This window comes from Mesorhizobium sp. B2-6-1 (assembly GCF_006440475.1).
Taxonomy (GTDB): Bacteria; Pseudomonadota; Alphaproteobacteria; order Rhizobiales; family Rhizobiaceae; genus Mesorhizobium.
In genome coordinates, this window is record NZ_VFUH01000002.1 from 93348 (window position 1) to 117534 (window position 24187).

Below are 24187 nucleotides of genomic sequence, written 5' to 3' on the forward strand. Positions count from 1 at the left end.
CGGCTCGCCTCACGCACTCAAGCGAAACCGCGTGACATCGATTGCGGCGCTCATCAGCGTCTGCGTGTAGCCGGCCTGCGGATTGCTGAAAATGTCTTCCGTCGGCCCTTCCTCGACGATCTTGCCCTGCTTCATGACGATGATGTAGTCGGCCATGGCGCGCACCACGGCCAGATCGTGGCTGATGAAGAGGTAAGACAGCTCATGGTCGGCCTGCAGCTTGCGCAGCAACTCCACGATCTGCTTCTGCACCGAACGGTCGAGCGCCGAGGTCGGCTCGTCCAGCACCACCAGCTTGGGTTTGAGGATCATGGCGCGGGCAATTGCGATGCGCTGACGCTGGCCGCCTGAGAATTCGTGCGGATAGCGATTGCGCGAGTTGGGATCGAGGCCAACTTCGCGCAGCGCCTCGACGGCGCGCTGGTCGCGCTGCTTGCCCGAGAGGTTCGGTTCATGCACCAGCAGCCCTTCGGTAATGACCTGGCCGATGGTCATGCGTGGCGATAGCGAACCGAACGGATCCTGGAAGACCAGCTGCAATTGGCGCCGCAGCGGCCGCATCGTCTGGCGGTCGGCGGTCGAGATATCGCGGTCGCCGAAGCGGATCACGCCATCGCTCGGCAACAGCCGCAGCAAAGCGCGGCCAAGCGTCGATTTTCCAGAGCCTGATTCGCCGACGATGCCGATCGTCTGATTGCGCCTCAGCCTGATCGAGATGCGGTCGACGGCGCGCAGCATCAGCGGTTCGCCGGCCAGAAAGCCGCCGCCGATGCGGAAGGTGACCTCGACGTTTCTGCCTTCGAGCAGGACGGGCGCATTGGCCGGCGGCGGCGCCTTGGTCCCGGTCGGCTCGGCCGCCAGCAGCATCTTGGTGTAGGCATGCTGAGGACTGGCGAAGATGGCTTGCGCGTCCCCCTCCTCCACCACCTCGCCGGAGCGCATGACATAGACCCGGTCGGCAAAGCGCCGGACGATGCCGAGATCGTGTGTGATGAACACGATCGCCATGCCGAGCTTGCGCTGCAGCTCAGCCAGAAGCATGAGAATCTGCGCCTGGATGGTGACGTCGAGCGCAGTCGTCGGTTCGTCGGCGATCAGGATGTCGGGATCGTTTGCCAACGCCATGGCGATCATGACGCGCTGGCGCTGGCCACCCGACATTTCGTGCGGATAGGATTTCATGCGCCGTTCGGGATCGGGAATATGCACCAGCCTGAGCAGGTTGAGCGCCTCCTCGCGCGCTTGCGCCGCATTCAAGCCCCGGTGCCGGCGGATCGGTTCGATCAGCTGGTTGCCGATCGAATAGAGCGGATCGAGCGAGGTCATCGGCTCCTGGAAGATCATGCTGATCTTGCGGCCGCGGACCTTGTTCAGCTCGGATTTGCTTAGCGTCAGAAGATTACGGCCGCGATAATCGACGCTGCCGGTGGCTTCTCCATTGGAGGCCAGCAGGCTCATCGCCGCCATCATCGTCTGGCTTTTGCCTGAGCCGGATTCGCCGACCACGGCGACGGTTTCGCCCGCCTTGACGTGGATGTTGATGCCTTTCACCGCCTCGACCGCGCCGTCGAGGGTGCGGAAGCGCACGCGAAGATCTTTTACGCTGAGGATGGTCTCTGCTGCGTCCATCTTAGCGGTCCTTGGGGTCGAGCGCATCGCGCAGGCCGTCGCCGACGAAGTTCAGGGCGAACAAGGTGGAGACCAGGAAGAAGGCAGGGAACAGAAGCAGCCAGTTTGCAGTGCCGATATTCTTGGCGCCGACCGAGATCAGCACGCCCCAGCTGGTCATCGGCTCCTGAATGCCGAGCCCGAGGAACGACAGAAAACTCTCCAGGATAATGACCTGCGGCACCAGCAGCGTCATGTAGATCACCACCGGCCCGAGCAGGTTGGGAATGACGTGGCGCAAAAGGATGCCGCGCTGGCCGACGCCCATGGCCTCTGCCGCCTGGACATATTCCTGGCGGCGGATGGACAGCGCCTGGCCGCGCACGATGCGGGCCATGTCGAGCCACAGCACGGCGCCGACCGCCAGGAACATCAGCACGAAGTTGCGGCCGAAGAACACCACAAGCATGATGACGAAGAAGATGAAGGGCAGCGAATAAAGCACGTCGACGATGCGCATCATCACCTCGTCTACCCTGCCTCCGGCAAAGCCGGCAGTGGCGCCGTAGAGCACGCCGATGGCCACGGCCACGACGCCGGCGAGCAGACCGATGGCCAGCGAGACACGCCCGGCCATCAGCGTCCGCGACAACAGATCACGGCCGGTGTTGTCGGTGCCGAAAAGAAAATATTGCTGCTTGACCGAGGCGCTCATCGTCGCTTCGAGGCCGTCAGGCGACTTGCTTTCGATCCTGGTGTCGTCGAAGGCGTCGGACCGGTCGAGATAGCGGATGTTGCGGTCGTCGATCGCCTTGCTGGAGGTGACGGTGACGAAGACGCGATTGCCGTCCTGGCGCCAGTCCTTGATGTCGACACGCATGCGCTTGATCGCCTCATTAAGCGCGGTCTCGATCATGTCCGCCTTCGGATAGGCCGACAGGCTCGGCGGCGTACGCACATAATCACCATAGATGGTGGTGTATTGGTGCGGCACGAACCAGGGCCCGAACACGCTGATCACGGCGATCAGGATCAGATAGTAGAGGCTGAACATGGCAGCGCGGTTGGCCTTGAGGCGCGCCCAGGCATCGCCCCACAGCGAACGGCCGACGACCGGTGCGGCGATCGCGATATCAGTCATAGCGCACCCTCGGATCGACGACGGCATACATGACGTCGACGATCAGGTTGAAGACGATGGTGAAGATGGCGATGACCACCACCGTCCCCATCACCAGCGTGTAGTCGCGGTTGAGCGCGGCATCGACGAAGTAGCGCCCGACGCCGGGAATGGAGAAGATCGTCTCGACGATGATCGAGCCGGTGAGCAGGGCGGCGGCAGCCGGACCGGTGAAGGAGACGATCGGCAGGACGGCGCCGCGCAGCGCGTGCTTGACCACCACCGACCAGTCGGACAGGCCGAGCGCGCGCGCCGTGCGGATGTGATGCGAGCGCAGCGATTCGATCATCGAGCCGCGCATCAGGCGGGCGACGATGGCGATCTGCGGCAGCGCAAGCGTCAGCACGGGACCGATCTTGTTGATAAGCGCGCCATCGCCCCAGCCGCCGATCGGCAACAGCTTCCAGGTCAATCCGAACACGAGCTGGATAATCGGCGCGATGACGAAGGTCGGGATGGTGCTGCCCGCGGTTGCCAGCGCAATCACCGTGTAGTCGCCAAGTTTGTTCTGGTTGAGCGCCGCAATGGTACCGAGCACGCTGCCGAGCAGCAGCGCCAAGATCAGCGCGGAGGCGCCGAGCTGAATGGAAATAGGCAAGCCCTTCGCGAAAAGCTCGGTGACGGTAAAGTCCGGCATATTGTAGCTCGGGCCGAAATTGCCGCGCAGGAGATTGCCGAGATAGTGGACATATTGCAGCCAGAGCGGGTCGGCGAGCCCGAACTGGGCTTCAAGATTGGCCCTGATCTCGGGGCTCAGGCCCCGCTCTTGGTTGAACGGGCCGCCCGGTGCGACGCGCATCAGGAAGAACGCCAAGGTCACGATGACGAATAGCGTTGGAATGGCGGTCAGAAGCCGCCTGAAAATGTAGCGTAGCATCGGCGGTGCCCTGCTTCGGCCAGGGTGACGGGCATCCAACCGGACGCCCGCAGCGCTCTGGCACCTCTCATCTTCGCACCATGGCCTGGGAAAATCGATTTCGACTTTCGGGCCCCATGCGACGACAGCTCGAACCGCCGTCCTGAACGGGCGGCGGGTCGATCAAGGTTTTCAATCCTTGGAGATGAAGCGGGACGGATGCACGTCCATGACGTTGTCGACGAAGCCGTGCAGCTTCGGGGAAACGATATCGTGGTAGCTATAGTAGAGAAGCGGGATCTGGCCGACGTCGTCGACGAGGATACGCTCGGCGGCGGCGAGTTCCTTCATGCGCTCTTCCGGCTTGCCGCCGGCGGCGGCCGCCTTGTCCATGGCCGCCTCATATTGCGGGCTGTCATAGACCGAATAGTTGTTGCCGCTGGCCTTGCGCGAGATGCCCAGGAAGGTTTCGGGATCCTTGTAGTCGGCAATCCAGGCGGCGCGCGCAACGTCATAGTCACCCCTCTGCTCGAGGAAGGAGTAGTGGGTCTTGGTGTCGGTGTTGAGCAGCGTGACGTCGACGCCGAGCGGCTTCAGCTGTTCCTGGATGGCGACCGCGGTATTCTTGTGGTTCTCCGAGGTGTTGTATCGGATCTCCATCTTCAGCGGATGCTCCGGCGTGTAACCGAGTTTCTCGAGTATCTTCTTGGCTGCGTCCTCGCGGTCGATCTGCGACATGTCGGCATATTTGGCCATCGCCGGCGTGTAGCCCTCGATGCCCGGAGGGACCATCGAATAGCCTGGCAGCATTGAATTCTGCCAGACCTTTTCGGCAATGAAATCGCGGTCGATGGCCATCGAGATGGCATTGCGCAGCTCGACATTGTCCCAGGGCTTCTTGTCGGTCTTGATCGCGTAGTAATAGGTGCCGAGATACGGCCCCACCTTGATCTGATCACCGAACTTGGCCTTGAGGTCGGCGAGCTGCTCGGTCGGTAGATCGTCGTAGCTGTCGAGTTCGCCGGCCTCGAAGCGCTTCATCGCCGAGGAGCGATCCTCTGTCGGGATGTAGTTGACGACGTCGATCTTGACGCTTCCGGCATCCCAGAATTTCGGATTCTTGACCAGTTTCATATGATCGTTGGGAACCCACTCGGCCAGCGTATAGGCGCCGTTGGAAACGAGATTGCCCGGCTTGATCCAGTCGGCGCCGAGCTTGTCCATGGACGCCTTGTTGACCGGATAGGTCGCCTGGTGGGTCAGCATTTCGAGGAAATATGGCGTCGGCGCCTTCAGCGTCACTTCAAGGGTGGTCGCGTCGATGGCCTTGACGCCCATGTCCTCGGGCTTGCCCTTCTTGGTGTTGACTTCCTCGGCGTTCTTGACGGGATAGAGCATCGAGGCATATTCGGCGGCCGTCGCCGGGTCTTCGAGGCGGCGGAAAGCGAAGACGAAGTCTTCGGCCGTCACCGGGCTGCCGTCGGACCACTGGCCGTCCTTCCTGAGCTTGAAGGTGTAAACGGTACCGTCATCCGACACCGTCCAGCTCTCGGCGGCGCCGGGGATGACGTTGGCCTTCTCGTCCTGCATCACCAGACCTTGGAACAGGTCGCGCAAGACGTTGGCTTCATAAACCGTCGAGGTCTTATGCGGATCAACCGACTCGGATTCGGCAGCAGTGCCTCTGTTGTAGACGACCTCGGCAAAGGCCGGCGTGTAGAATGTTCCGGCGGCCAGCGCCATGGTTGTGGCGAATGCCGTCGCCTTCAGCATGTTTTTCAGCATGAAGTTTCTCCCTGTCGGCGCTGCCAACGGCGCGCCTTTGTGTGTTGACGCCCCGGGACCGATGTCTGGCCCCTTTGAGCGCGCCGCCGGTTCCCTCCGTCGGCTGGTGGCAGGAGACTAGACAGGCGGCAAGCTCTTTTCAACCGAGTACTGATTGACCCTAAGTCAATAGCCAGGAATCAAAGAAGCCGCGGCTAAATTAGCGTAGCTTTTCAATCATACACACTTCCAGGTTGCGCCTAGAGTTTTCGCTTTTTGCATGCGAACTTTGGCATGCTCGGCGGCATGGTTCAGAACCTCATTCGCCGGATCCAGGGGCGCCGATTCCAGACAGACACTTCGGCAACTTCGGCGATTGAGTTCGCTCTGCTATCACCGATATTCATCCTTCTCCTGCTCGGAATGGTTGCATACGGTATCTATTTCGGCGCGGCCAATTCAATACAGCAGATCGCGGCGGACGCCGCCCGGACGGCCATCTCGGGGCTGAACCAGACCGAGCGGCAGACGCTCGTGGCCTCGTTTCTCGCCAATAACGCCGGTGGATATCCCTTCGTCGACGCCAGCAAGCTGACTTATCGGGCCAATGACAGCACGGCGGACGGCAATCAGTTCGTGGTGTCGATCCAGTACGATGCCCGAAACCTGCCGATCTGGAATCTCTTTCCGGGCATAGCCATGCCGGGTACCACGATCAAACGCCAATCAACGATCAGGGTCGGGGGCATCTGAATGCTGCTCAGTTCGCGCTTGAAGATCCGCAGGCTTGCACGCCTGATGCTTGGTGACCAACGAGCGAATTTCACGGTGATGACGGCGTTGAGCGCGCCGGTCGCGCTGGCGCTGGCAGCAGTGGCGATCGACGAGGCCTCCATTTACACCGAGCGCCGAGAAGCACAGGCGATGGTCGACCTGGCAGCGATCACCGCGGCTTCGAACATCAACAACGTCCAGACCGCGGTCTTGACCACACTCACCGACAACGGGATGCCAGGTGTCGTCGTTCAGGGCTCGGGTCAAACCATTCCCGCGGCGGTGGGCAAAACCGTCGTGACGGTCACGCGGGGCCGATATGCAGGGGCATCCTCGGTCAATGTGGATCATCGCTTCCAAGCAGGCGTAACCCCTTACAACGCGGTTCATGTGACCCTGCGCAAGATCCCCAACCGCTATTTCGCAAGCTCGCTGATCCCAACGCCCATCATCGGCACCGAAGCCACCGCCAGCATGACGCCACAGGCCACTTTCTCGGTCGGATCGAGGTTGCTCAGCGTCAATACCAGCAACAGCCCCATCCTCAACGCGCTTCTCGGCGGCCTCCTAGGCGGCAACATCTCGCTCAGCGTCATGGACTACAACGGATTGATCTCCGCCGATGTCAGCGTGCTTTCCTTCGTCGATGCCCTGGCGGTGCAATTGAACCTGACGGGCGTGACCTATTCGGAGGTTCTGGCCTCAAAGGCTACAGTCGGCCAGATCGCCACCGCCATGGCCAATGTTCCCGGGCTCGGCAACACGGCCAAGGTCGCCTTGCAAACCATGGCAAGCAAATCGACTAACACGGTCAAGATTCCGCTCAGCCATCTCATTGACCTCGGCCCCCTCGGCAGACTTGGCCTCGGGCAGAGGCCAGCCGGCCTTGGCGTTGACGCCAGCGCGATGGGAATGCTGATGGCCGCCGCCGAACTGGCAAACGGTTCGAAGCAGATCGACCTCGGTCTCAGCACCGGCATACCGGGGGTGCTGTCGAGCACGCTCGCCATCGCCTTCGGCGAACCGCCGCAATCCTCGCCATGGCTGAAGGTTGGCGAAGTCGGCACCATTGTGCGGACGGCCCAGACCCGTATCAAGCTGGTGGTGAAGATCGGAGCCGGCAACAGCAATGTCGGAGGCGGTATTACCCTGGTGTCGGTCAGTCTGCCTCTGCATGTCGAAGTTGCCTATGCCGAGGCCAAACTCACCGACATAAGTTGTCCGACAGGCCCCAGCAGCATCAAGGTGACCATCGCCACCCGTCCCGGTATCGTCGAAGGGCATCTCGGCGACAGCAGCAGCGCCGGCTTTGCCGATTTCACCAACAAGGAGACGTTTTCCAACACGGAAATCGCGAGCGTGAAACTTCTGATCATCCCGGTGCTGTCGGTGGTGGGCTCAGCGGCGTTCGACATGGCCAACAACACGCTAACGACGTTGACTTTCAACAAGGCCGATATCGATGCCAAGACGATAAGGACCGCTTACACCCAAAATTTTACCCAGTCGTTGACTACGTCGCTGGTCAGCGATTTGTCGCTGACGGCGAATTTACTCGGTCTGCCGCTGCTGAATCTGAACACGCTGATCGCAACCGTAAGCCCGCCAGTGGTGGCACTTCTGAACAGCGTAACAGCTCCGGTCGACACGTTGCTTACCAATCTGCTCGGAGCTCTTGGCGTGCGTCTCGGTGAAGCCGACGTCCGGGTCACCGGCGCAACGTGCGGACGTGCCGTGCTTGTCCAGTAAGATGGCCGGCACGCGCTGATCTAGGCAAGGTGTCCAAGAAAGCATCCGAGTGTCGGCAGCAAAAGCACGGCTTCTCCGGCCAGCGAGGCATCGCCGCCAAGTTTCGCAACCGCTCCTAAGTCTTGCGGCAGCGGCCAATTGGCCGGTTCCCCGGCGAAATTGAAGGCACAAAGCAGCCTCTCATCGCCATGCTCGCGGACAAAGGCCAGCACGTCGCCTTCGGCGTCGAGAAAGCGGATCGAACCGCCGACCAGCGCCGGATGCCGCTTGCGCAAAGCGAGTGCCGAACGGTAGGCGGAAAGTACCGATTGCTCATCGCCGCTCTGTACATCGACCGCGCGAGCGCGATGGCTTTCCGGCACCGGCAGCCAGGGTTTACCGGTGGAGAAGCCCGCATTATCGGCGCCGGACTCCCAGACCATGGGCGTGCGGCAGCCATCCCTTCCCTTCACACCGGGCCAGAAGCGGATGCCTACCGGATCGCGCAGGTCCTCATAGGCAAGTTCCGCCTCCGGCAAACCGAGTTCCTCGCCCTGGTAGAGGCAGATCGAGCCACGCAGGCAAGAGAGCAGCATGATCGAGAATTTGGCCACCACGTCAGGATCGCCGCCCGGCCGCGTCCAGCGGCTGACATGACGCATGACGTCATGGTTGGAAAACGCCCAGCAGACCCAGCCATCTACGACAGCGTTTTCGAAAGCCTCGACACAGCCGCGCACATGCGGCGCCGAAAATTGCGGGCCAAGCAGATCGAAGGTGTAGCACATCCGCAGCTTGTCGCCGCCGGAGGTGTAGGCGGCCAGCGTCTGTAGGGAGCGCCCCTCATCACCGATTTCGCCGACGGCGGCGCGATCCCCGTACTCGTCGAGCAGCGCCCGAAAGCGCCGCAGGAACGCTAGATTTTCCGGCTGCGTCTTGTCGAACAGGTGCTCCTGGTAGAGGTAGGTGTTGATCTCGGTGTTGGTGCCTGCAACGCTCGACGCCAAGGGCGGGTTGCTGCGCAGCCAGCGGTCGTGGACGTAGTAGTTGACGGTGTCCAGCCGGAAGCCGTCGACGCCGCGCTCCAACCAGAACCGCACTGTATCCAGAAGCGCGTCCTGGACCTCCGGGTTGTGAAAGTTGAGATCCGGCTGCGAAGCGAGGAAATTGTGCAGATAGTACTGCCGGCGGGTCGCATCCCATTCCCACGAGGGGCCGCCGAAGACCGACAGCCAGTTGTTGGGCGCGCCGCCATCGGGCCTGGCCTCGGCCCACACATACCAGTCGGCCTTTGGATTGTCGCGGCTGGCGCGGCTTTCGACGAACCATTCGTGCCTGTCGGAGGAGTGCGACAGCACCTGGTCGATGATGATTTTCAGGCCAAGCCGGTGCGCTTCGGCAACCAGTGTATCGAAATCCTCCAACGTGCCGAACATCGGATCCACGTCGCAATAATCCGACACGTCGTAGCCCATATCGGCCATCGGCGACTTGAAGAAAGGCGACAGCCAGACGGCATCCGCGCCGAGCGAGGCAATGTGGGCGAGCCTTGATGTGATGCCGGCGAGATCGCCGCTGCCGTCGCCGGTCGTGTCCTGGAAGGAACGCGGGTAGACCTGGTAAATGACGCAACCGCGCCACCAGTCGGCCGCTCGCTCGGCATTGTCGTCAGTCATCACGACCCTTTCCCTGTCTGGGCCCTTCCGTCCTGCGCTCGATCATGAAATTCACGCTGCGGCCCGGCAGCGCGCGAGAAAGATCAACTGCTTGCGCTTCGATGGCGGGATGCCATCGGAATCCGTCTCGCGCGGGCAATGTGAAGATGCATTGGCGGCGATCGCCATTGACCATGACGGCAAGCCGGCCATCCACGCCGCCGAGCAGCATGACGAGGCGATGCCGGGCGGGATCGTTCCACTCCGCCTCGCCGAGCAGCGCCCCCGTCTCGGTGAGCCAGGCGACGTCGGCAGTGTCCGACCCGGCCAGCGGCTGGCCGGTGAGGAAATCTGTATTAGAGAGCGCCGGCACCGCGCGGCGCAAGGCGGCCAGTGCACGCGCGTAGCCTTCCAGCGCCTGGTCACGCCCCTTCCAGTCGAGCCAGGTGATGTTGTTGTCCTGCGCATAAGCGTTGTTATTGCCTTGCTGGCTGCGGCCGAATTCGTCGCCGGCCGTCAGCATGATCGTGCCGCGCGAGGCGAACAGCGTGGCGAGCAGCGCACACTGGTCGCTGAAGCGCGCCTTCGCGATTGCCGCGTCGTCCGTCGCGCCCTCGACGCCGTTGTTCCAGGACAGGTTCTCGTTGTGGCCATCGCGATTTTGCTCACCATTGGCCTCGTTATGCTTCTCCTCATAAGCAACGATGTCGGCCAGCGTCATGCCGTCATGGGCCGCGATGAAATTCACCGTGCGGCTGGCGGGCTGGCCGCCCCTGCCGAAAATATCGGACGAACCGGCAAGTCGTGTCGCCAGCGTACCAACCATGCCGGCATCGCCGCGCCAGAAGCGCCTGGCATCGTCGCGATAACGATCGTTCCATTCCAGGAAGCGGGAGGGGAAGTTGCCGAGCTGATAGCCATCGAGACCGATGTCCCAGGGCTCGGCGATCAACACACGGCCGGCCAACAGCGCATCCTCGCGCATCGCCTCCAGCAACGGCGCTTGCGCTTCGAATGTGCCGTTGACGCGCCCCAGCACCGGCGCCAGGTCGAAACGAAAACCGTCGACGCCGGCATGGCGGACAAAATGGCGAAGCGTGTCGAGCACCATTTCCCGCACCGCCGGGTGATCGCCGGCGACCGTGTTGCCGGTACCAGTATCATTGACCAGCCTGCCATCCGGCCGGTGCCGGTAATAAGCCTGATTGTCGAGGCCGCGCAGCGACAATGTCGGACCGAGCCTGTCACTTTCGCCCGTGTGGTTGAAGACAAGGTCGAGAATGGTGCCGATGCCGGCCGCACGCAGCGCGGCAACGGTATCGCGCAATTCGGCCAGGCCGCCAGGGGCCAGGCGCGGGTCTAGTGCCATGAAGGTGACAGGGTTATAACCCCAGGCGTTGCTCAACCCGAGCGGCGGCAGATGCCGCTCGTCGATCGATGCCGTCACCGGCATCAGCTCGACGGCGGAGACGCCGAGCCTTCGCAGGTGCTCGACAATAGCCGGATGAGCAAGCGCGGCGGTCGTGCCGCGCTGTTTTTCCGGCACATCCGGATGCAGCTTGGTGAAGGCGCGCACCGGCACTTCGTAGATCAGGCCGCCCGGACGGAACAGCGGCGGCGGCACAGGCACAGCCGTGAGCAAGGCTTTCGCCACCGCCTTGGGCATCAGCGGCGCGGTGTCGGCACCTTCGTTGCGCCGCGCGGCGAGACGCCAGTGATAGGCGTAGGGCCGATCGATCTCGACGGCGTAGGGATCGGTCAGCAGCTTGTCGGGGTCGAACCAAAATCCGCGCTCGGGCGCGTAATCGCCATCGGCGCGAAAGCCGTAGCGGGTGCCCTCGCCGAGGCCGGAGACGAAGAGGGCATGCACGCTGTCGCCTTCCGGTTTCAGCTCCAGCCTGTCGAGTTCGCGCTCACCCTGCTCATCGAAGATCGACACCCAGAGGCGGCGCGCCGACGAGGACCAGGCGGCAAAGCGGATGCCGTCGGGGGTGATGGTGGCGCCTAGTGAGGTCATCGGCGCGTCCTCCACCCTCCCCCTTGTCGGAAGGGTCGCGAACGAAGTGAGCGGGGTGGGGGGTGACGCCGGCAAAGCCCTCTACGAGCACCCCCACCCCGACCCGCTACGCGGATCGACCCTCCCCACAAGGGGGAGGGTGAAGCCACCGCCACGCTCAAGTAATCACGCTCGGCTTGTCGCGGCCGGTATGGCTCCTGATTCCCGCGATGTCATCCGCTGCTGCGATCAGATCGGCGAGCGCCTTCTGCGTATCGAGATCGTGCCTGGCCTTGTCCGGCTCGTAGCGCTCGATGTAGACGCGCAAGGTGGCGCCCGAGGTGCCCGTGCCGGAAAGCCGGAAGACGACGCGCGAGCCGCCTTCGAACAGCACCCTGATGCCTTGATGCTCGCTCACCGAACCGTCGACCGGATCGTGATAGGTGAAGTCGTCGGCATTGGCGATCTTCAGGCCGCGCACGCTGGTGCCCGGCAGCGAGCCAAGCTTTGCGCGCAGTTCATCGACCAGCGCATTGGCGCGCCCGCTCTCGACTTCCTCGTAATCATGGCGCGAATAATAGTTTCGGCCGTAGGTCGCCCAGTGCTCGGTGACGATCTGCTTACAGCTCTCGCCGCGCGCGGCGAGGATGTTGAGCCACAAAAGCACGGCCCACAGGCCGTCCTTCTCGCGCACATGGTTGGAGCCGGTGCCCGCACTTTCCTCGCCGCAGATCGTCGCCATGCCGGCGTCGAGCAAATTGCCGAAGAATTTCCAGCCGGTCGGCGTCTCATACATGCCAATGCCGAGTTTTTCGGCGACGCGGTCGGCGGCCCCACTGGTCGGCATCGAGCGCGCAATGCCCTTCAGGCCTTCCTTGTAGCCCGGCGCCAGGCGGGCGTTGGCGGCAAGCATGGCGACAGAATCCGACGGGGTGACGAAAATGCCCTTGCCGATGATCAAATTGCGGTCGCCGTCACCGTCGGAAGCGGCACCGAAATCCGGGGCGTCCGGTCCCATCATCTCGTCATAGAGATGTTTGGCATGGACCAGGTTCGGATCCGGATGGTGGCCGCCGAAATCCGGCAGCGGCTTGAAGTTGCGGCAGGTGCCGTCGGGCGCGCCAAGCCGGTGTTCGAGGATCTCCTTGGCGTAGGGGCCGGTCACCGCGTGCATGGCGTCGAAGCGCATGCGAAAGCCCGACTTGAACAGTTTGCGCAGCGCGTCGAAATCGAACAGGCTTTCCATCAGCTCGGCATAGTCGACGACCGGATCGATGATCTCGACCGTCATGCCGGCGGCCTTGACCGTGCCGATCGCGTCGATGTCGATCGGATCGATGTCGACGGTCTTGAAGCTGGAGATCGCCTTGGTCCTGGCGAAGATCGCATCGGTCAGCTTTTCCGGCGCCGGGCCGCCATTGCCGGCATTGTACTTGATGCCGAAATCCTCGTGCGGGCCGCCCGGATTGTGGCTGGCCGACAGGATGATGCCGCCGAACGTCTTGTATTTGCGGATGACATGCGAAGCGGCCGGCGTCGACAAGATGCCGCCCTGCCCGACCATCACCTTGCCAAACCCGTTGGCGGCGGCCATGGCGATGGCCTTCTGGATGACCTCGCGATTGTAGAAGCGGCCGTCGCCGCCGATCACCAGGGTCTCGCCCTTGAACCCGTCCAGCGCGTCGAAGATCGACTGGATGAAGTTCTCGGCATAGTGCTCCTGCTGGAATACAGGCACCTTCTTGCGCAGCCCCGAAGTGCCGGGCTTCTGGTCGGAATAGGGTTTGGTGGGAACGGTGCGTATCATGCTTCAAGCAACCCTTTTCGAAAGCAGCAGGCGGTAGAGTTCAACGTATTTGTCAGCGCTTCGGTCCCAGGACAGGTCGGTCTTCATGCCCTGGCGCTGGATGGCCTCGAAGATCGCGGGGCTGGCATGGGCCTCGGCCAGGCGGCGGATGGCATGAAGCAGCGCGCCGCCGTCGCTGGGCGCGAACTGGAACCCGGTCGCCACGCCGGCGGCAATCGCCGCCTCGTTGGCGTCGATGATGGTGTCGGCGAGCCCCCCGGTGCGGGCGACCACCGGCACGCAGCCATAGCGCAGGCCATAAAGCTGCGTCAGTCCACAAGGCTCGAAGCGCGACGGGATGACGATGGCGTCGCAGCCGCCCTGCATGACGTGAGACAGGCCTTCGTCATAGCCCACGACGACGCCTATACGGCCGCGGTGGCGTGCGGCGGCGGCGAGCAGCGCGCCTTCGAGGCCGGCATCGCCCGAACCCAGAATAGCCAGCCGCGCGCCCGTCGCAACGATGCCGTCGACCGCCGTCGCCAATATATCCATGCCCTTCTGCCAAGTCAGGCGGCTGACGACGCAGACGATCGGGCTACCGTCGCGATCGAGGCCGAAACGGCCCTCGACAGCGGCCCTGTTGGGCGCGCGCGCCTTGAGCGAGGCGGCTGTATAGTTCGACACCAGATGCTTGTCGGTCTCCGGGTTCCAGATGGCGGTGTCGATGCCGTTGACGATGCCATAGAGATCGCTGGAGCGCATGTTGATCAGGCCGTCGAGACCCATGCCGAATTCCGGCGAGCGGATTTCCTGCGCATAGGTCGGGCTGACGGTGGTGATTGCCCAGGCAGCCTGCAGGCCGGCCTTGAGGAAGCCGACGCCGCCATAATATTCCACGCCGTCAAGCGCCATCGCCGCCGTCGGCAGTCCGAGTTCGCCGAAGATGCCGGCGCCGAACTGCCCCTGGAAGGCGAGGTTGTGGACAGTCATCATCGACGGCGTGCCGACCGCCTTGCCATAGCGCATATAGGCCAGCGTCATCGCCGACTGCCAGTCATGGGCATGCACGATATCGGGCATGTAACCGGAGATGGCACCGCCGGCGATGTCGGCGCCGGCCTGGCTGAGCGCTGCGAAACGGCGCCAATTGTCCGGCCAATCGGCACCCGCGGCATTGCCATAAGGACCGCCGGGACGATCGAACAGATGCGGCGCATCGAGCACGAAAAGATCGAGCCCGGCAAGCTGGACAGAATGGACCGAAGCCTTGCCGCCCTGCAGCAGCGGATACTTGTAGACAGACTTTTTTTTCTTGAAGGCGTCCATCACCATGGGAAAACCGGGAATAAGCGTGCGCATGGTCACGCCTTTGGCGGCTAGCGCGACGGGCAGCGCGCCGGTCACATCGGCAAGCCCGCCGGTCTTGATCAGCGGAAAGATCTCGGGCGTGACCGACAGAACCTGCATGCGCTTACCGAACCGCTCCTGGTGCATGTAGCCCAAACCGTGCAGCGGTTCTGGGGCAAGGACATGCACAAACCACCCTAAAGTGACAGCTTGTTGATCAACCCGATCGGATTGACAACTTGTTGATCAAACTGATCAGGTTGACAACTTGTTGATCATGTCCTGCGTGATCAGGCAGATGCCCTTTTCCGAAACGCGGAAGCGCTTGGCGTCGAGCACGGGATCCTCACCGACCACCAGCCCTTCCGGTATCCTTACACCGTGGTCGATGACGACGCGCTTCAACGTTGCGTTCCGGCCGACATGGACGTCGGGCAGCATGACGACTTCTTCCAGCGTCGAATAGGAATTGATGCGCGCGCCGGTGAAGATCAGGCTTTTGCGGAGCGTCGCACCCGAGACGATGCAGTCGCCCGATACCAGCGAGGACACGGCCGAACCGCGCCGTCCATCCTCGTCATGCACGAACTTCGCCGGCGGCTTCAACTCGGCATAGGTCCAGATCGGCCAGTCGCGATCGTAGAGGTCGAGTTCGGGCGTCACGTCGGTCAGGTCGATATTGGCTTCCCAATAGGCGTCGACGGTGCCGACATCGCGCCAGTAGGCCTCATTTTCCGCGGTCGAGCGCACGCAGGACTTGGCGAAGCGGTGGGCGATCGCCTTACCGTGCTCGACGATATAGGGGATGATGTCCTTGCCGAAGTCGCGGCTCGAGCCGGGCTCGGCCGCATCGCGGCGCAGCTGCTCCATCAGGAACTTGGTCTTGAACACGTAGATGCCCATCGAGGCCAGGGCAAACTCCGGTTTGTCTGGAATGCCGGGAGGGTCGGCCGGCTTTTCGACGAAGGCGATGATGTTGTCCTTGGCATCGACATGCATGACGCCGAAGCCCGTGGCCTCCATGCGCGGCACTTCGAGGCAGCCGACGGTGACATCGGCGCCGGCGTCGACATGCTGGCGCAGCATCAGCTCGTAGTCCATCTTGTAGATGTGATCGCCGGCGAGGATGACCATGTATTCGGGGCCATAGGCCTCGATGATGTCGATGTTCTGGTAGACCGCGTCGGCCGTGCCTTCATACCACTGGGTTTCCGACACGCGCTGGCTGGCCGGCAGGATATCGAAGCTTTCGTTTCGTTCGGGCCGCAGGAAGTTCCAGCCGCGCTGCAAATGGCGGATCAGCGAATGCGCCTTGTATTGGGTTGCAACGCCAAGGCGGCGGATGCCGGAGTTGAGGGCGTTGGAGAGCGCGAAATCGATGATGCGCGTCTTGCCGCCGAAATAGACCGCCGGCTTGGCGCGCCGGTCGGTCAGTTCCTTGAGGCGGCTGCCGCGCCCGCCGGCCAGCACATAGGCCATGGCGTCGCGGGCCAGCGGCTGGGTTCGTTTCGAGTTTGCCATTTTCTACCCTCCCAAGTTACCCGGTCTCGACATGGCTTGTTCCGCGACCAGTTCAAGCATGATCGTCGACAGCGGCGGCAAGAGCATCGTTGCGGAGATGCCCCCTTCCTCCGCCCGCGCTTCGACGGCGCCGCCATTGCCCTTGCCGGATCCGCCATATTCGGAAGCGTCCGTGTTGATGATCTCGCGCCATGTGCCGGCTTTCGGCAGCGGGACGCGGTAGTTGTCGCGCGGCACCGGCGTGAAATTGGAGATGATCGCGACCGGATTGCCTCCCGGCGCGCTGCGCAGCCAGGCGAAGACGGAATTCTGGCTGTCGTCGACGATCAGCCAGGAAAAGCCTTCCGGCTCGCAGTCGCGGCCGTGCAGGGCCGGTCGCGAGCGGTAGAGATAGTTGAGGTCGCGCACCACCTGCCAGACACCGCGATGCGAGCGGAAATCGAGAAGATTCCAGTCGAGCGCGCGCGCCTCGCTCCATTCGCGGCGCTGCGCGAACTCCTGGCCCATGAACAGCAGCTTCTTGCCGGGGTAGCCCCACATGAAAGCGTAGTAGGCGCGCAATGTCGCGAATTTCTGCCAGTCGTCGCCGGCCATCTTGCCAAGCAGCGTGCCTTTGCCGTGCACGACCTCGTCATGCGAGAGCGGCAGCACGAAATTCTCCGAGAAGGCATAGACCAGGCCGAAGGTAAGGTCGTTGTGGTGGTGTTTGCGGAAGATCGGCTCCCTGGAAAAATACTCCAGCGTGTCGTGCATGAAGCCCATGTTCCACTTGAAGCCGAAGCCCAGCCCGCCTTCATGGACCGGCGCCGAGACCTTCGGCCACGAGGTCGATTCCTCGGCGATGGTCATGACGCCCGGATGGTGGCGGTAGAGCTCCTTGTTCATCTTCTGCAGGAAGCTGACCGCCTCGAGGTTCTCGCGGCCGCCCTTCTCGTTAGGAATCCATTCGCCTGCCTTGCGCGAATAATCGAGGTAGAGCATCGAGGCGACCGCGTCGACGCGCAGGCCGTCGACATGATATTTTTCGGCCCAGAACAGTGCGTTGTTGACCAGGAAAGACACCACTTCGCGGCGACCGAAATTATAGATCGCCGTGTTCCAGTCGGGATGAAAACCCTGGCGCGGATCGGCATGCTCGTAGAGCGCGGTGCCGTCGAAATGGACAAGGCCATGCTCGTCGACCGGAAAATGCGCCGGCACCCAGTCGAGGATGACGCCGACGCCGGCACGGTGGGCGCCGTCGACAAAGCGGGCAAAGCCGGCCGGGTCGCCAAAGCGGGCCGATGGCGCATAGAGGCCTGTCGTCTGGTAGCCCCAGGAGGGATCATAGGGATGTTCGGAGATCGGCATGAACTCGATGTGGGTGAAGCCGGTCTCGACGACATAGGGGATCAGCCGGTCGGCCAGTTCATCCCATGACAGAAACGTTCCATCGTCGCGAAGCTGCCAGGAGCCGGCATGGACCTCGTAGATGGAGATGGCCTCGCGCCGCGGATCGGCATTGCGCCAGAAACTGCGATGCGCCTCGTCGCCCCATTGATGGGCGGGCGACGCAGCGGTCACCGACGCGGTCGCCGGGCGCAGTTCGGACTTGAAGGCAAACGGATCGGCCTTCAGCGGCAATCTTACGCCGTCGGGGCCGATGATCTCGTACTTGTAGGGCCTGCCGGCGCCGATATCGGGGATGAATACCTCCCAGATGCCGGTGTCGCGGCGGTCGCGCATCGAATGGCGGCGGCCGTCCCAGTCGTTGAAATCGCCGACCACCGAGACGCGCCTTGCATTGGGGGCCCAGACGGCGAAATGCACGCCGGTGGCGCCTTCGTGCTCGATGACATGCGCGCCGAGCTTGTCGAACAGCCTCAGATGCGAGCCCTCGGCAATGTAGTAATCGTCCATCGGACCGAGCACCGGGCCGAAAGAATAGGGATCCGTCAACCACCAGTCGCCCCCGGCATTCCTGGCGTGATAGCGCAATGGCTGGCGCTTCTTGATCGACAGCTTGCCTTCGAAAAAGCCGCCATCGTCACGCCTGGACAGTTCACCAGCAATCATGCCGGTCAGCGTATAGGCGGTGACGAACTCCGCATGCGGAACGAAACAGCGGGCAAACAGGTTCTTGCCCACCTCATGGACGCCGAGGACCGCAAACGGATTGCCGTGCGTGCCGGCGACAATCGCCGCGACATCGCTGGCCGGGGCCGATCCGTCCGGCCCGCTTGTCGCAGCGGTCGCGCGCGGTTTCCTCATCGGGCAGTGTCCCTCCCCGGGCACCAAATGTTTGTTTTAAGGTATAAATTCGGCGTTTGAACTCACACCCCGGACTACATCGTTCTTGGCCTCATGCAATCACATCAGGCAGGTACGTTCCAGATGTCTTTCGCGTATTGGCGGATCGTGCGATCGGAAGAGAACCAGCCGACGCGCGCGACGTTGCGGATTGCCCTGGCGTACCAGTCCGGACTGTTGCGCCAGACGGCGTCGACGTCTCGCTGGCAAGCGGCATAGGCGTCGAAATCCGCCGCGACCATGAACCAGTCGCTGTCGTAGAGACCATTGATGAGATCGCGGTAGCGGTTGGGATCATCGGGCGAAAAGACGCCCGATGAAACGGCCGCGAGCGCCTGCGACAGTTCGGGCGATGCCTTGATGACGCCACGCGGATCGTAGCCATTGTTGCGGCGTTCGGCGACCTCCGCCGTGGTCAGGCCGAAGATGAAGATGTTGTCGTCGCCGACGCACTCCTTGATTTCGACATTGGCGCCGTCGAGCGTGCCAATGGTCAGCGCGCCGTTCAGCGCGAACTTCATGTTGCCGGTGCCCGAAGCCTCCATGCCGGCGGTCGATATCTGCTCGGAGAGGTCGGCGGCCGGCATCATGATCTCGGCGAGGCTGACATTGTAGTTCGGCACGAACACCACCTTGAGCAAGCCGCGAACGGCCGGATCGCGGTTGATGACCCTGGCAACGTCGTTGGCCAGTTTGATGATCAGCTTGGCATTGTGGTAGCTGGGCGCAGCCTTGCCGCCGAAGAATTTCACGCGCGGCATCCAGTCGCGCTCCGGGTGCGAGCGGATCTGGTCGTAGAGCGCGACCGCCTCGAGGATGTTCAGGAGTTGGCGCTTGTATTCGTGGATGCGCTTGACCTGGATGTCGAACAGCGCCGAGGGATCAAGCCTGATGCCGAGCCGGTCGGCGACGAGATTGGCCAACTTCACCTTGTTCTGCCGCTTCACGCCGGCGAATTTTTCGCGGAAAGCGGTATCGGCGGCAAAGGCATCGAGCCCCTTGATGGCCTCGATATCATCCAGGAAGCGGTCGCCGATCGCCTCGCGGGCGAGTGCGGTCAGACCTGGGTTGCACTGGATCAGCCAGCGCCGCGGCGTGATGCCGTTGGTCTTGTTGTTGATGCGGTCGGGATAAAGCGTGTGCAGGTCGGCGAACACCGTTTCCTTCATGAGCTCGGTGTGCAGCGCCGAGACCCCATTGATCGAATGCGAGCCGACGAAGGCGAGATTGCCCATGCGCACGCGACGGTCGCCATTCTCCTGGATCAGCGAGATGCGGCTGATCTGCTCGCCGGAGAACTGATTGGTGGCGCGCGCCTCGAGCAGCACCTGCGCATTGATGGCGTAGACGATCTGCATGTGGCGCGGCAAAAGCCGCTCGAACAGCGGCACCGGCCAGCTTTCCAACGCCTCCGGCAGCAGCGTGTGGTTGGTATAGCCGAAGGTGCGTTTGGTGGTGTCCCAGGCCTGGTCGAAATCCATGCCGTGGACGTCCATCAGGAGGCGCATCAGCTCCGGCACGGCGATCGCCGGATGGGTGTCATTGAGGTGGATTGCCGCCTTGTCGGGCAGCGACTTCAGGTCGCCATATTGACTGAGATGCCGCTGCACGATGTCCTGCAGCGAGGCGGTGGAGAAAAAATATTCCTGCCGCAGCCTGAGTTCCTGCCCTGCCATGTGGGAATCGGCGGGATAGAGCACGCGCGACAACGCGTCGGCCTTGTTGCTTTCGGCGAGTGCGCCGATGTGGTCGCCAGCATTGAACTTGTCGAGCAGGATCGGATCGACCGGCATGCCCGACCAAAGCCGCAAGGTGTTGACGCGGTTCCCCCGCCAGCCGACGACGGGTGTGTCGTAGGCGACGGCCAGCACATGCTCGGTCGGCTTCCAGACATGGCGTTCCAGCCGGCCATCCCTGGTGGTGACCGATTCCACCGAGCCGCCGAACCCGACCTCGAACGACCGTTCGCGGCGTTCGAACTCCCAGGGATTGCCGTGATCGAGCCAGGTCTCGGGCAATTCCACCTGCCAGCCGTCATGGATCTCCTGGCGGAACATGCCGTTGGCGTAGCGGATACCGTAGCCATGCGCGGGAATATCGACGGTGGCCATGCTTTCCATGAAGCAGGCGGCGAGCCGGCCGAGGCCGCCATTGCCAAGTGCTGCATCCGGCTCAAGCGTGGCGATGAGGTCGAGTTCCACACCCAGCGACGACAACGCCTCGCGCATGTTCTCCATCAGGCCGAGATTGGAGAAGGCGTCACGCATCAGGCGGCCGATGAGGAACTCCAGCGAGAGGTAATAGACGCGCTTTTCCTGCTGGGCGTAGGCCTCTTTCGTCGCCTGCATCCAGCGATCGACGATGCGGTCGCGCACGACCTTGATCGAGGCGGTCAGCCAATCGTACTGGGTGGCGACGGTGGTGTCCTTGCCGACCCTGTATTTGAGGGCCATCAAGACTTCCCTTGCGAGCGTCTTGGGGTCGGGATTTTCAAGCAGTGGCGGGAGGGGGTCGGATGTCATCGTGCGCGTCATGCTGCCTCTCGTGCGTTTGCCACGATCATACCGGCTTTCATCATTCATCCCAGCCCATGCTACCGCATTGCAGCAAACGTTCAATCGATTTAAGTAAGCCGGAGGCGACTTACCCAGCGGCAATTTGGCAGTTCAGGCCGCCAGCGCCGCCTCCGGCGGCGTCTTTGCCCCGGTCATGAATGCGACGGCATCGGACATTGTATGTTGTTTGGGATCGATGACGCACAGCCGACGACCCAGCCGATGGATGTGGATGCGGTCTGCCACTTCGAAGACATGCGGCATGTTGTGCGAGATCAGCACGATCGGCAGGCCCCGCTTCTTCACGTCGAGGATGAGTTCCAGCACGCGGCGGCTTTCCTTGACGCCAAGTGCTGCCGTCGGCTCGTCCATGATGACCATCTTGGAGCCGAAAGCGGCGGCGCGCGCCACTGCCACGCCCTGGCGCTGGCCGCCGGATAGCGTCTCCACCGCCTGGCTGATGTTCTGGATGGTCATCAGGCCGAGTTCAGTCAGCTTGTCGCGGGCGCGCTTTTCCATCGCCGGACGGTCGAGCATGCGAAGCCATTGGCCGACAAAGCCGGGCTTGCGGATCTCGCGGCCGAGAAACATGTTGTCGGCGATCGACAGCGCCGGCGACAGCGCCAGGTTCTGGTAGACGGTCTCGATGCCGGCTTCGCGGGCCTCCATGGGCGATTTGAAGGCGACCGGTTTGCCCTCAAGCCGGATTTCGCCTTCATCGGGCACGACAGCGCCTGAAATCGCCTTGATGAGCGACGACTTGCCGGCGCCGTTGTCGCCGATAACAGCGAGGATTTCGCCGGGGTAGAGGTCGAAATCGGCATTGTCCAAGGCGGTGACGCGGCCGTAGCGCTTGACCAGTCCGCGAGCGGTGAGGATAGGGTCCTGGGTCATGCCGAAACCTTTCTGATCCATTGATCGACCGCCACGGCGCCGATGATCAGCACGCCGGTGAGCAGCACCTTCCATTGCGGATCGGCGCCCAGCATGTTGAGGCCCATGGAGACGACACCGACGATCATCGCGCCGAACAGCGTGCCGAGGATCGAGCCGCGGCCGCCGAAAAGAGAAATACCGCCGATCACCGTGGCGGTAATCGCCTGCAGATTGTAGTCGGTCACGGCGGCCGACGGCGAGATCGACCCATTGCGACCGATGGAGACCCAGGCGGCGAAAGCGGCGATCAGCCCGGCCAGGGTATAGACCGTCATGAGCACCTTCTTGGTCTGGATACCCGACAGTTTCGCCGCCTCCTGGTCGTCGCCGACAGCGTAGACATGGCGGCCCCATGCCGTGTGATTGAGCACGTACCAAAGGAGCAGCACGAGCGCGACCATCGCAATCACGCCGGCCGTCAGCACAGCGGTGCCGACCTTGAAGCTGAGCGCGAACAGATGCAGCAGCGGCGCCTGAACATCGACGTCGGTGTCGCGGATCGTCTCATTGGCCGAATAAATGAAGTTCGTCGCCATGACGATGTTCCAGGTGCCGAGTGTCACGATGAATGGCGGCAGTTTCATGTAGGCGACAAGCACCCCGTTGAGCAGCCCGCAGGCAGCACCCGCGGCAAGTCCGATCGCTACGGCAAGGACGCTCGGCAGGCCGTAGCTGACGGCGCAATTGCCCATGATCACGGCCGAAATCACCATGATGACGCCAATCGAAAGGTCGATGCCGGCGGTGAGGATGACCAGGGTCTGGGCGGCACCCAGAATGCCGACGATGGCGATCTGCTGCAGGATCAGCGTCAGCGTGTAGGACGAGAAGAAACGCCCGCCAATGGTGAGGCCGAACACGATAATCGCCAGGACCAGAACGATCAGCGGCACCGCGGCCGGCGTCGAATGCAGAAAATGCTGGATGCGTCTGACCGCCGATTTATGTTCGTCAAACGCGGCAACGCTCGTGTCGCTGCCTGAGAGAACCTTCTCGAATTCCTGAGCTTGAGACATGTTTCCTCCCCGTAGGGTATCAGCCACGCGGCGACACCCGTCCACGCCTTTCCGGTCTCCTGCCGGGATTGTTCGCGGTCACGCGACCATCGTCCACCCGAAGCGGCCGGGGATCAAGTCCGGCCGCTCCGTTTTTCGTTGCCAGTCAGACCGGCATCAGCCCCAGCACTTGGCGAGGCCTTCCTTGGTGTCGATGGACTTCACGCCATTGGCCGGCTTGTCGGTCACCAGATTGACGCCGGTGTCGAAGAAGTTCTTGCCTTCGGTCGGCTTCGGCTTGGTGCCGTCCTTGGCGAAGTTGGCGATGGCCTCGATGCCGAGCGCCGCCATCTGCAGCGGATATTGCTGCGATGTCGCGCCGATGACGCCTTCGGCCACCGACTTCACGCCGGGGCAGCCGCCATCAACGGAGACGATCAGCACCTGGCTTTCCAGGCCGACGGCCTTGAGCGCCTGATAGGCGCCGACCGCGGCCGGCTCGTTGATGGTGTGGATGACGTTGATGGTGTTGTCCTTCTGCAGAAGGTTCTCCATCGCCTTGCGGCCGCCCTCCTCATTGCCGTTGGTGACGTCATGGCCGACGATGCGCGCGTCATCCTCGTCGCCGATCTTGTTAGGATCCTTCACGTCGATGCCGTAGCCCATCATGAAGCCCTGGTCGCGCAGCACGTCCACGGTCGGTTGCGAGGGGGTCAGGTCGAGAAAGCCGATCTTGGCGTCCTTGGCCTTGTCGCCGAGCGTTGCGGCGGCCCAGGCGCCGATCAGCTTGCCGGCCTCCAAATTGTCGGTGGCAAAGGTCGCGTCGGCGGCGTCGATCGGATCGAGCGGCGTGTCGAGCGCGATAACCAGCAGGCCGGCGTCACGCGCCTTCTTCACGGTCGGCACGATGCCCTTGGTGTCGGACGCGGTAATGAGGATGCCCTTGGCGCCGTCGGCGATGCAGCTCTCGATCGCCGCGACCTGGCTTTCGCTGTCGCCGTCGATCTTGCCGGCATAAGTCTTGAGGTCGACACCAAGCTCCTTGGCCTTGGCGGTCGCACCCTCCTTCATCTTGACGAAGAAGGGATTGGTGTCGGTCTTGGTGATCAGGCAGGCGCCGACACCGGCCGCGGATGCGGACGAGGCGAATGCCATCAGGCCCAGAGCAGCCGCCGCAAAAACGGTGGACTTCAA

Annotated in this window: 16 protein-coding genes; 2 read left to right on the forward strand and 14 right to left on the reverse strand. The window is 62.7% G+C overall.

All coding sequences use genetic code 11. The features are described 5' to 3' along the window. Positions 1-9: 9 nt before the first annotated feature. The 4 genes from FJ443_RS05190 to FJ443_RS05205 all read right to left on the reverse strand — a co-directional run bounded on the left by FJ443_RS05190 (position 10) and on the right by FJ443_RS05205 (position 5429). Positions 10-1629 carry an ABC transporter ATP-binding protein gene (locus FJ443_RS05190; RefSeq protein WP_140514926.1) on the reverse strand — a complete coding sequence of 540 codons (1620 nt, stop codon included), beginning with the start codon at positions 1627-1629 and terminating at the stop codon, positions 10-12. A gap of 1 nt (position 1630) precedes the next feature. Beyond that, positions 1631-2749, reverse strand: a complete 1119-nt coding sequence (locus tag FJ443_RS05195) for an ABC transporter permease subunit (protein WP_140494797.1) — start codon at positions 2747-2749, stop codon at positions 1631-1633. Continuing rightward, positions 2742-3665 carry an ABC transporter permease subunit gene (locus tag FJ443_RS05200; RefSeq protein WP_140494801.1) on the reverse strand — a complete coding sequence of 308 codons (924 nt, stop codon included), beginning with the start codon at positions 3663-3665 and terminating at the stop codon, positions 2742-2744. Before FJ443_RS05200 ends, FJ443_RS05195 begins: the two co-directional genes overlap by 8 nt. Positions 3666-3836: 171 nt before the next feature. After that, positions 3837-5429, reverse strand: coding sequence for a peptide ABC transporter substrate-binding protein (locus tag FJ443_RS05205; protein ID WP_140514924.1), 1593 nt, complete (start codon positions 5427-5429; stop codon positions 3837-3839). A gap of 285 nt (positions 5430-5714) precedes the next feature. Between FJ443_RS05205 and FJ443_RS05210 the strand changes: the two genes are divergently transcribed. Together FJ443_RS05210 and FJ443_RS05215 are read left to right on the forward strand one after the other, a co-directional pair. After that, the gene (locus FJ443_RS05210; RefSeq protein ID WP_140629472.1) at positions 5715-6161 is read left to right on the forward strand and encodes a TadE/TadG family type IV pilus assembly protein; all 447 of its coding nucleotides are present in this window, start codon (positions 5715-5717) and stop codon (positions 6159-6161) included. Beyond that, entirely contained in the window at positions 6162-7931 is a 1770-nt protein-coding gene (locus FJ443_RS05215; protein WP_140649128.1) for a TadG family pilus assembly protein, read from the forward strand. A gap of 20 nt (positions 7932-7951) precedes the next feature. On the opposite strand, the gene FJ443_RS05220 is transcribed toward FJ443_RS05215, so the two are convergent. From FJ443_RS05220 to FJ443_RS05265, 10 genes are all read right to left on the reverse strand, one after another. Next, positions 7952-9586, reverse strand: coding sequence for an alpha-glucosidase family protein (locus FJ443_RS05220; RefSeq protein WP_140520756.1), 1635 nt, complete (start codon positions 9584-9586; stop codon positions 7952-7954). Continuing rightward, positions 9579-11582: a glycogen debranching protein GlgX gene (gene glgX, locus FJ443_RS05225; RefSeq protein ID WP_140662991.1), complete on the reverse strand. Its 2004-nt coding sequence runs from the start codon at positions 11580-11582 to the stop codon at positions 9579-9581. The genes FJ443_RS05220 and glgX overlap by 8 nt, the downstream gene beginning before the upstream one ends. 157 nt (positions 11583-11739) lie before the next feature. Continuing rightward, complete coding sequence (locus FJ443_RS05230) at positions 11740-13368, reverse strand: alpha-D-glucose phosphate-specific phosphoglucomutase (protein ID WP_140514918.1); 1629 nt, start codon at positions 13366-13368, stop codon at positions 11740-11742. Between the two features lie 3 nt (positions 13369-13371). Then, positions 13372-14817 (reverse strand): glycogen synthase GlgA, encoded by a 1446-nt coding sequence (glgA, locus tag FJ443_RS05235; protein WP_140494814.1) that lies wholly within the window; start codon positions 14815-14817, stop codon positions 13372-13374. Between the two features lie 135 nt (positions 14818-14952). Next, on the reverse strand, positions 14953-16218 hold the full coding sequence (glgC, locus tag FJ443_RS05240; protein WP_140494816.1) for a glucose-1-phosphate adenylyltransferase: 1266 nt from the start codon (positions 16216-16218) through the stop codon (positions 14953-14955). Between the two features lie 3 nt (positions 16219-16221). Continuing rightward, positions 16222-18468, reverse strand: coding sequence for a 1,4-alpha-glucan branching protein GlgB (gene glgB, locus FJ443_RS05245; RefSeq protein ID WP_140662993.1), 2247 nt, complete (start codon positions 18466-18468; stop codon positions 16222-16224). A gap of 104 nt (positions 18469-18572) precedes the next feature. Continuing rightward, positions 18573-21041 carry a glycogen/starch/alpha-glucan phosphorylase gene (locus FJ443_RS05250; RefSeq protein WP_140662996.1) on the reverse strand — a complete coding sequence of 823 codons (2469 nt, stop codon included), beginning with the start codon at positions 21039-21041 and terminating at the stop codon, positions 18573-18575. Positions 21042-21173: 132 nt separating this feature from the next. Continuing rightward, positions 21174-21956 (reverse strand): ATP-binding cassette domain-containing protein, encoded by a 783-nt coding sequence (locus tag FJ443_RS05255; RefSeq protein WP_140495053.1) that lies wholly within the window; start codon positions 21954-21956, stop codon positions 21174-21176. Next, positions 21953-23014 carry an ABC transporter permease gene (locus FJ443_RS05260; RefSeq protein ID WP_140494823.1) on the reverse strand — a complete coding sequence of 354 codons (1062 nt, stop codon included), beginning with the start codon at positions 23012-23014 and terminating at the stop codon, positions 21953-21955. The genes FJ443_RS05255 and FJ443_RS05260 overlap by 4 nt, the downstream gene beginning before the upstream one ends. Positions 23015-23170: 156 nt before the next feature. Beyond that, positions 23171-24187: a sugar ABC transporter substrate-binding protein gene (locus FJ443_RS05265; RefSeq protein ID WP_181165177.1), complete on the reverse strand. Its 1017-nt coding sequence runs from the start codon at positions 24185-24187 to the stop codon at positions 23171-23173.

Excerpts from the sequence above, each read along its gene's own strand:
- FJ443_RS05190 (WP_140514926.1), bottom strand. The coding sequence starts at position 1,629 with ATGGACGCAGCAGAGACCATCCTCAGCGTAAAAGATCTTCGCGTGCGC.
- FJ443_RS05195 (WP_140494797.1), bottom strand. The coding sequence starts at position 2,749 with ATGACTGATATCGCGATCGCCGCACCGGTCGTCGGCCGTTCGCTGTGG.
- FJ443_RS05200 (WP_140494801.1), bottom strand. The coding sequence starts at position 3,665 with ATGCTACGCTACATTTTCAGGCGGCTTCTGACCGCCATTCCAACGCTA.
- FJ443_RS05205 (WP_140514924.1), bottom strand. The coding sequence starts at position 5,429 with ATGCTGAAAAACATGCTGAAGGCGACGGCATTCGCCACAACCATGGCG.
- FJ443_RS05210 (WP_140629472.1), top strand. The coding sequence starts at position 5,715 with ATGGTTCAGAACCTCATTCGCCGGATCCAGGGGCGCCGATTCCAGACA.
- FJ443_RS05215 (WP_140649128.1), top strand. The coding sequence starts at position 6,162 with ATGCTGCTCAGTTCGCGCTTGAAGATCCGCAGGCTTGCACGCCTGATG.
- FJ443_RS05220 (WP_140520756.1), bottom strand. The coding sequence starts at position 9,586 with ATGACTGACGACAATGCCGAGCGAGCGGCCGACTGGTGGCGCGGTTGC.
- glgX (WP_140662991.1), bottom strand. The coding sequence starts at position 11,582 with ATGACCTCACTAGGCGCCACCATCACCCCCGACGGCATCCGCTTTGCC.
- FJ443_RS05230 (WP_140514918.1), bottom strand. The coding sequence starts at position 13,368 with ATGATACGCACCGTTCCCACCAAACCCTATTCCGACCAGAAGCCCGGC.
- glgA (WP_140494814.1), bottom strand. The coding sequence starts at position 14,817 with ATGCAGGTTCTGTCGGTCACGCCCGAGATCTTTCCGCTGATCAAGACC.
- glgC (WP_140494816.1), bottom strand. The coding sequence starts at position 16,218 with ATGGCAAACTCGAAACGAACCCAGCCGCTGGCCCGCGACGCCATGGCC.
- glgB (WP_140662993.1), bottom strand. The coding sequence starts at position 18,468 with ATGAGGAAACCGCGCGCGACCGCTGCGACAAGCGGGCCGGACGGATCG.
- FJ443_RS05250 (WP_140662996.1), bottom strand. The coding sequence starts at position 21,041 with ATGACGCGCACGATGACATCCGACCCCCTCCCGCCACTGCTTGAAAAT.
- FJ443_RS05255 (WP_140495053.1), bottom strand. The coding sequence starts at position 21,956 with ATGACCCAGGACCCTATCCTCACCGCTCGCGGACTGGTCAAGCGCTAC.
- FJ443_RS05260 (WP_140494823.1), bottom strand. The coding sequence starts at position 23,014 with ATGTCTCAAGCTCAGGAATTCGAGAAGGTTCTCTCAGGCAGCGACACG.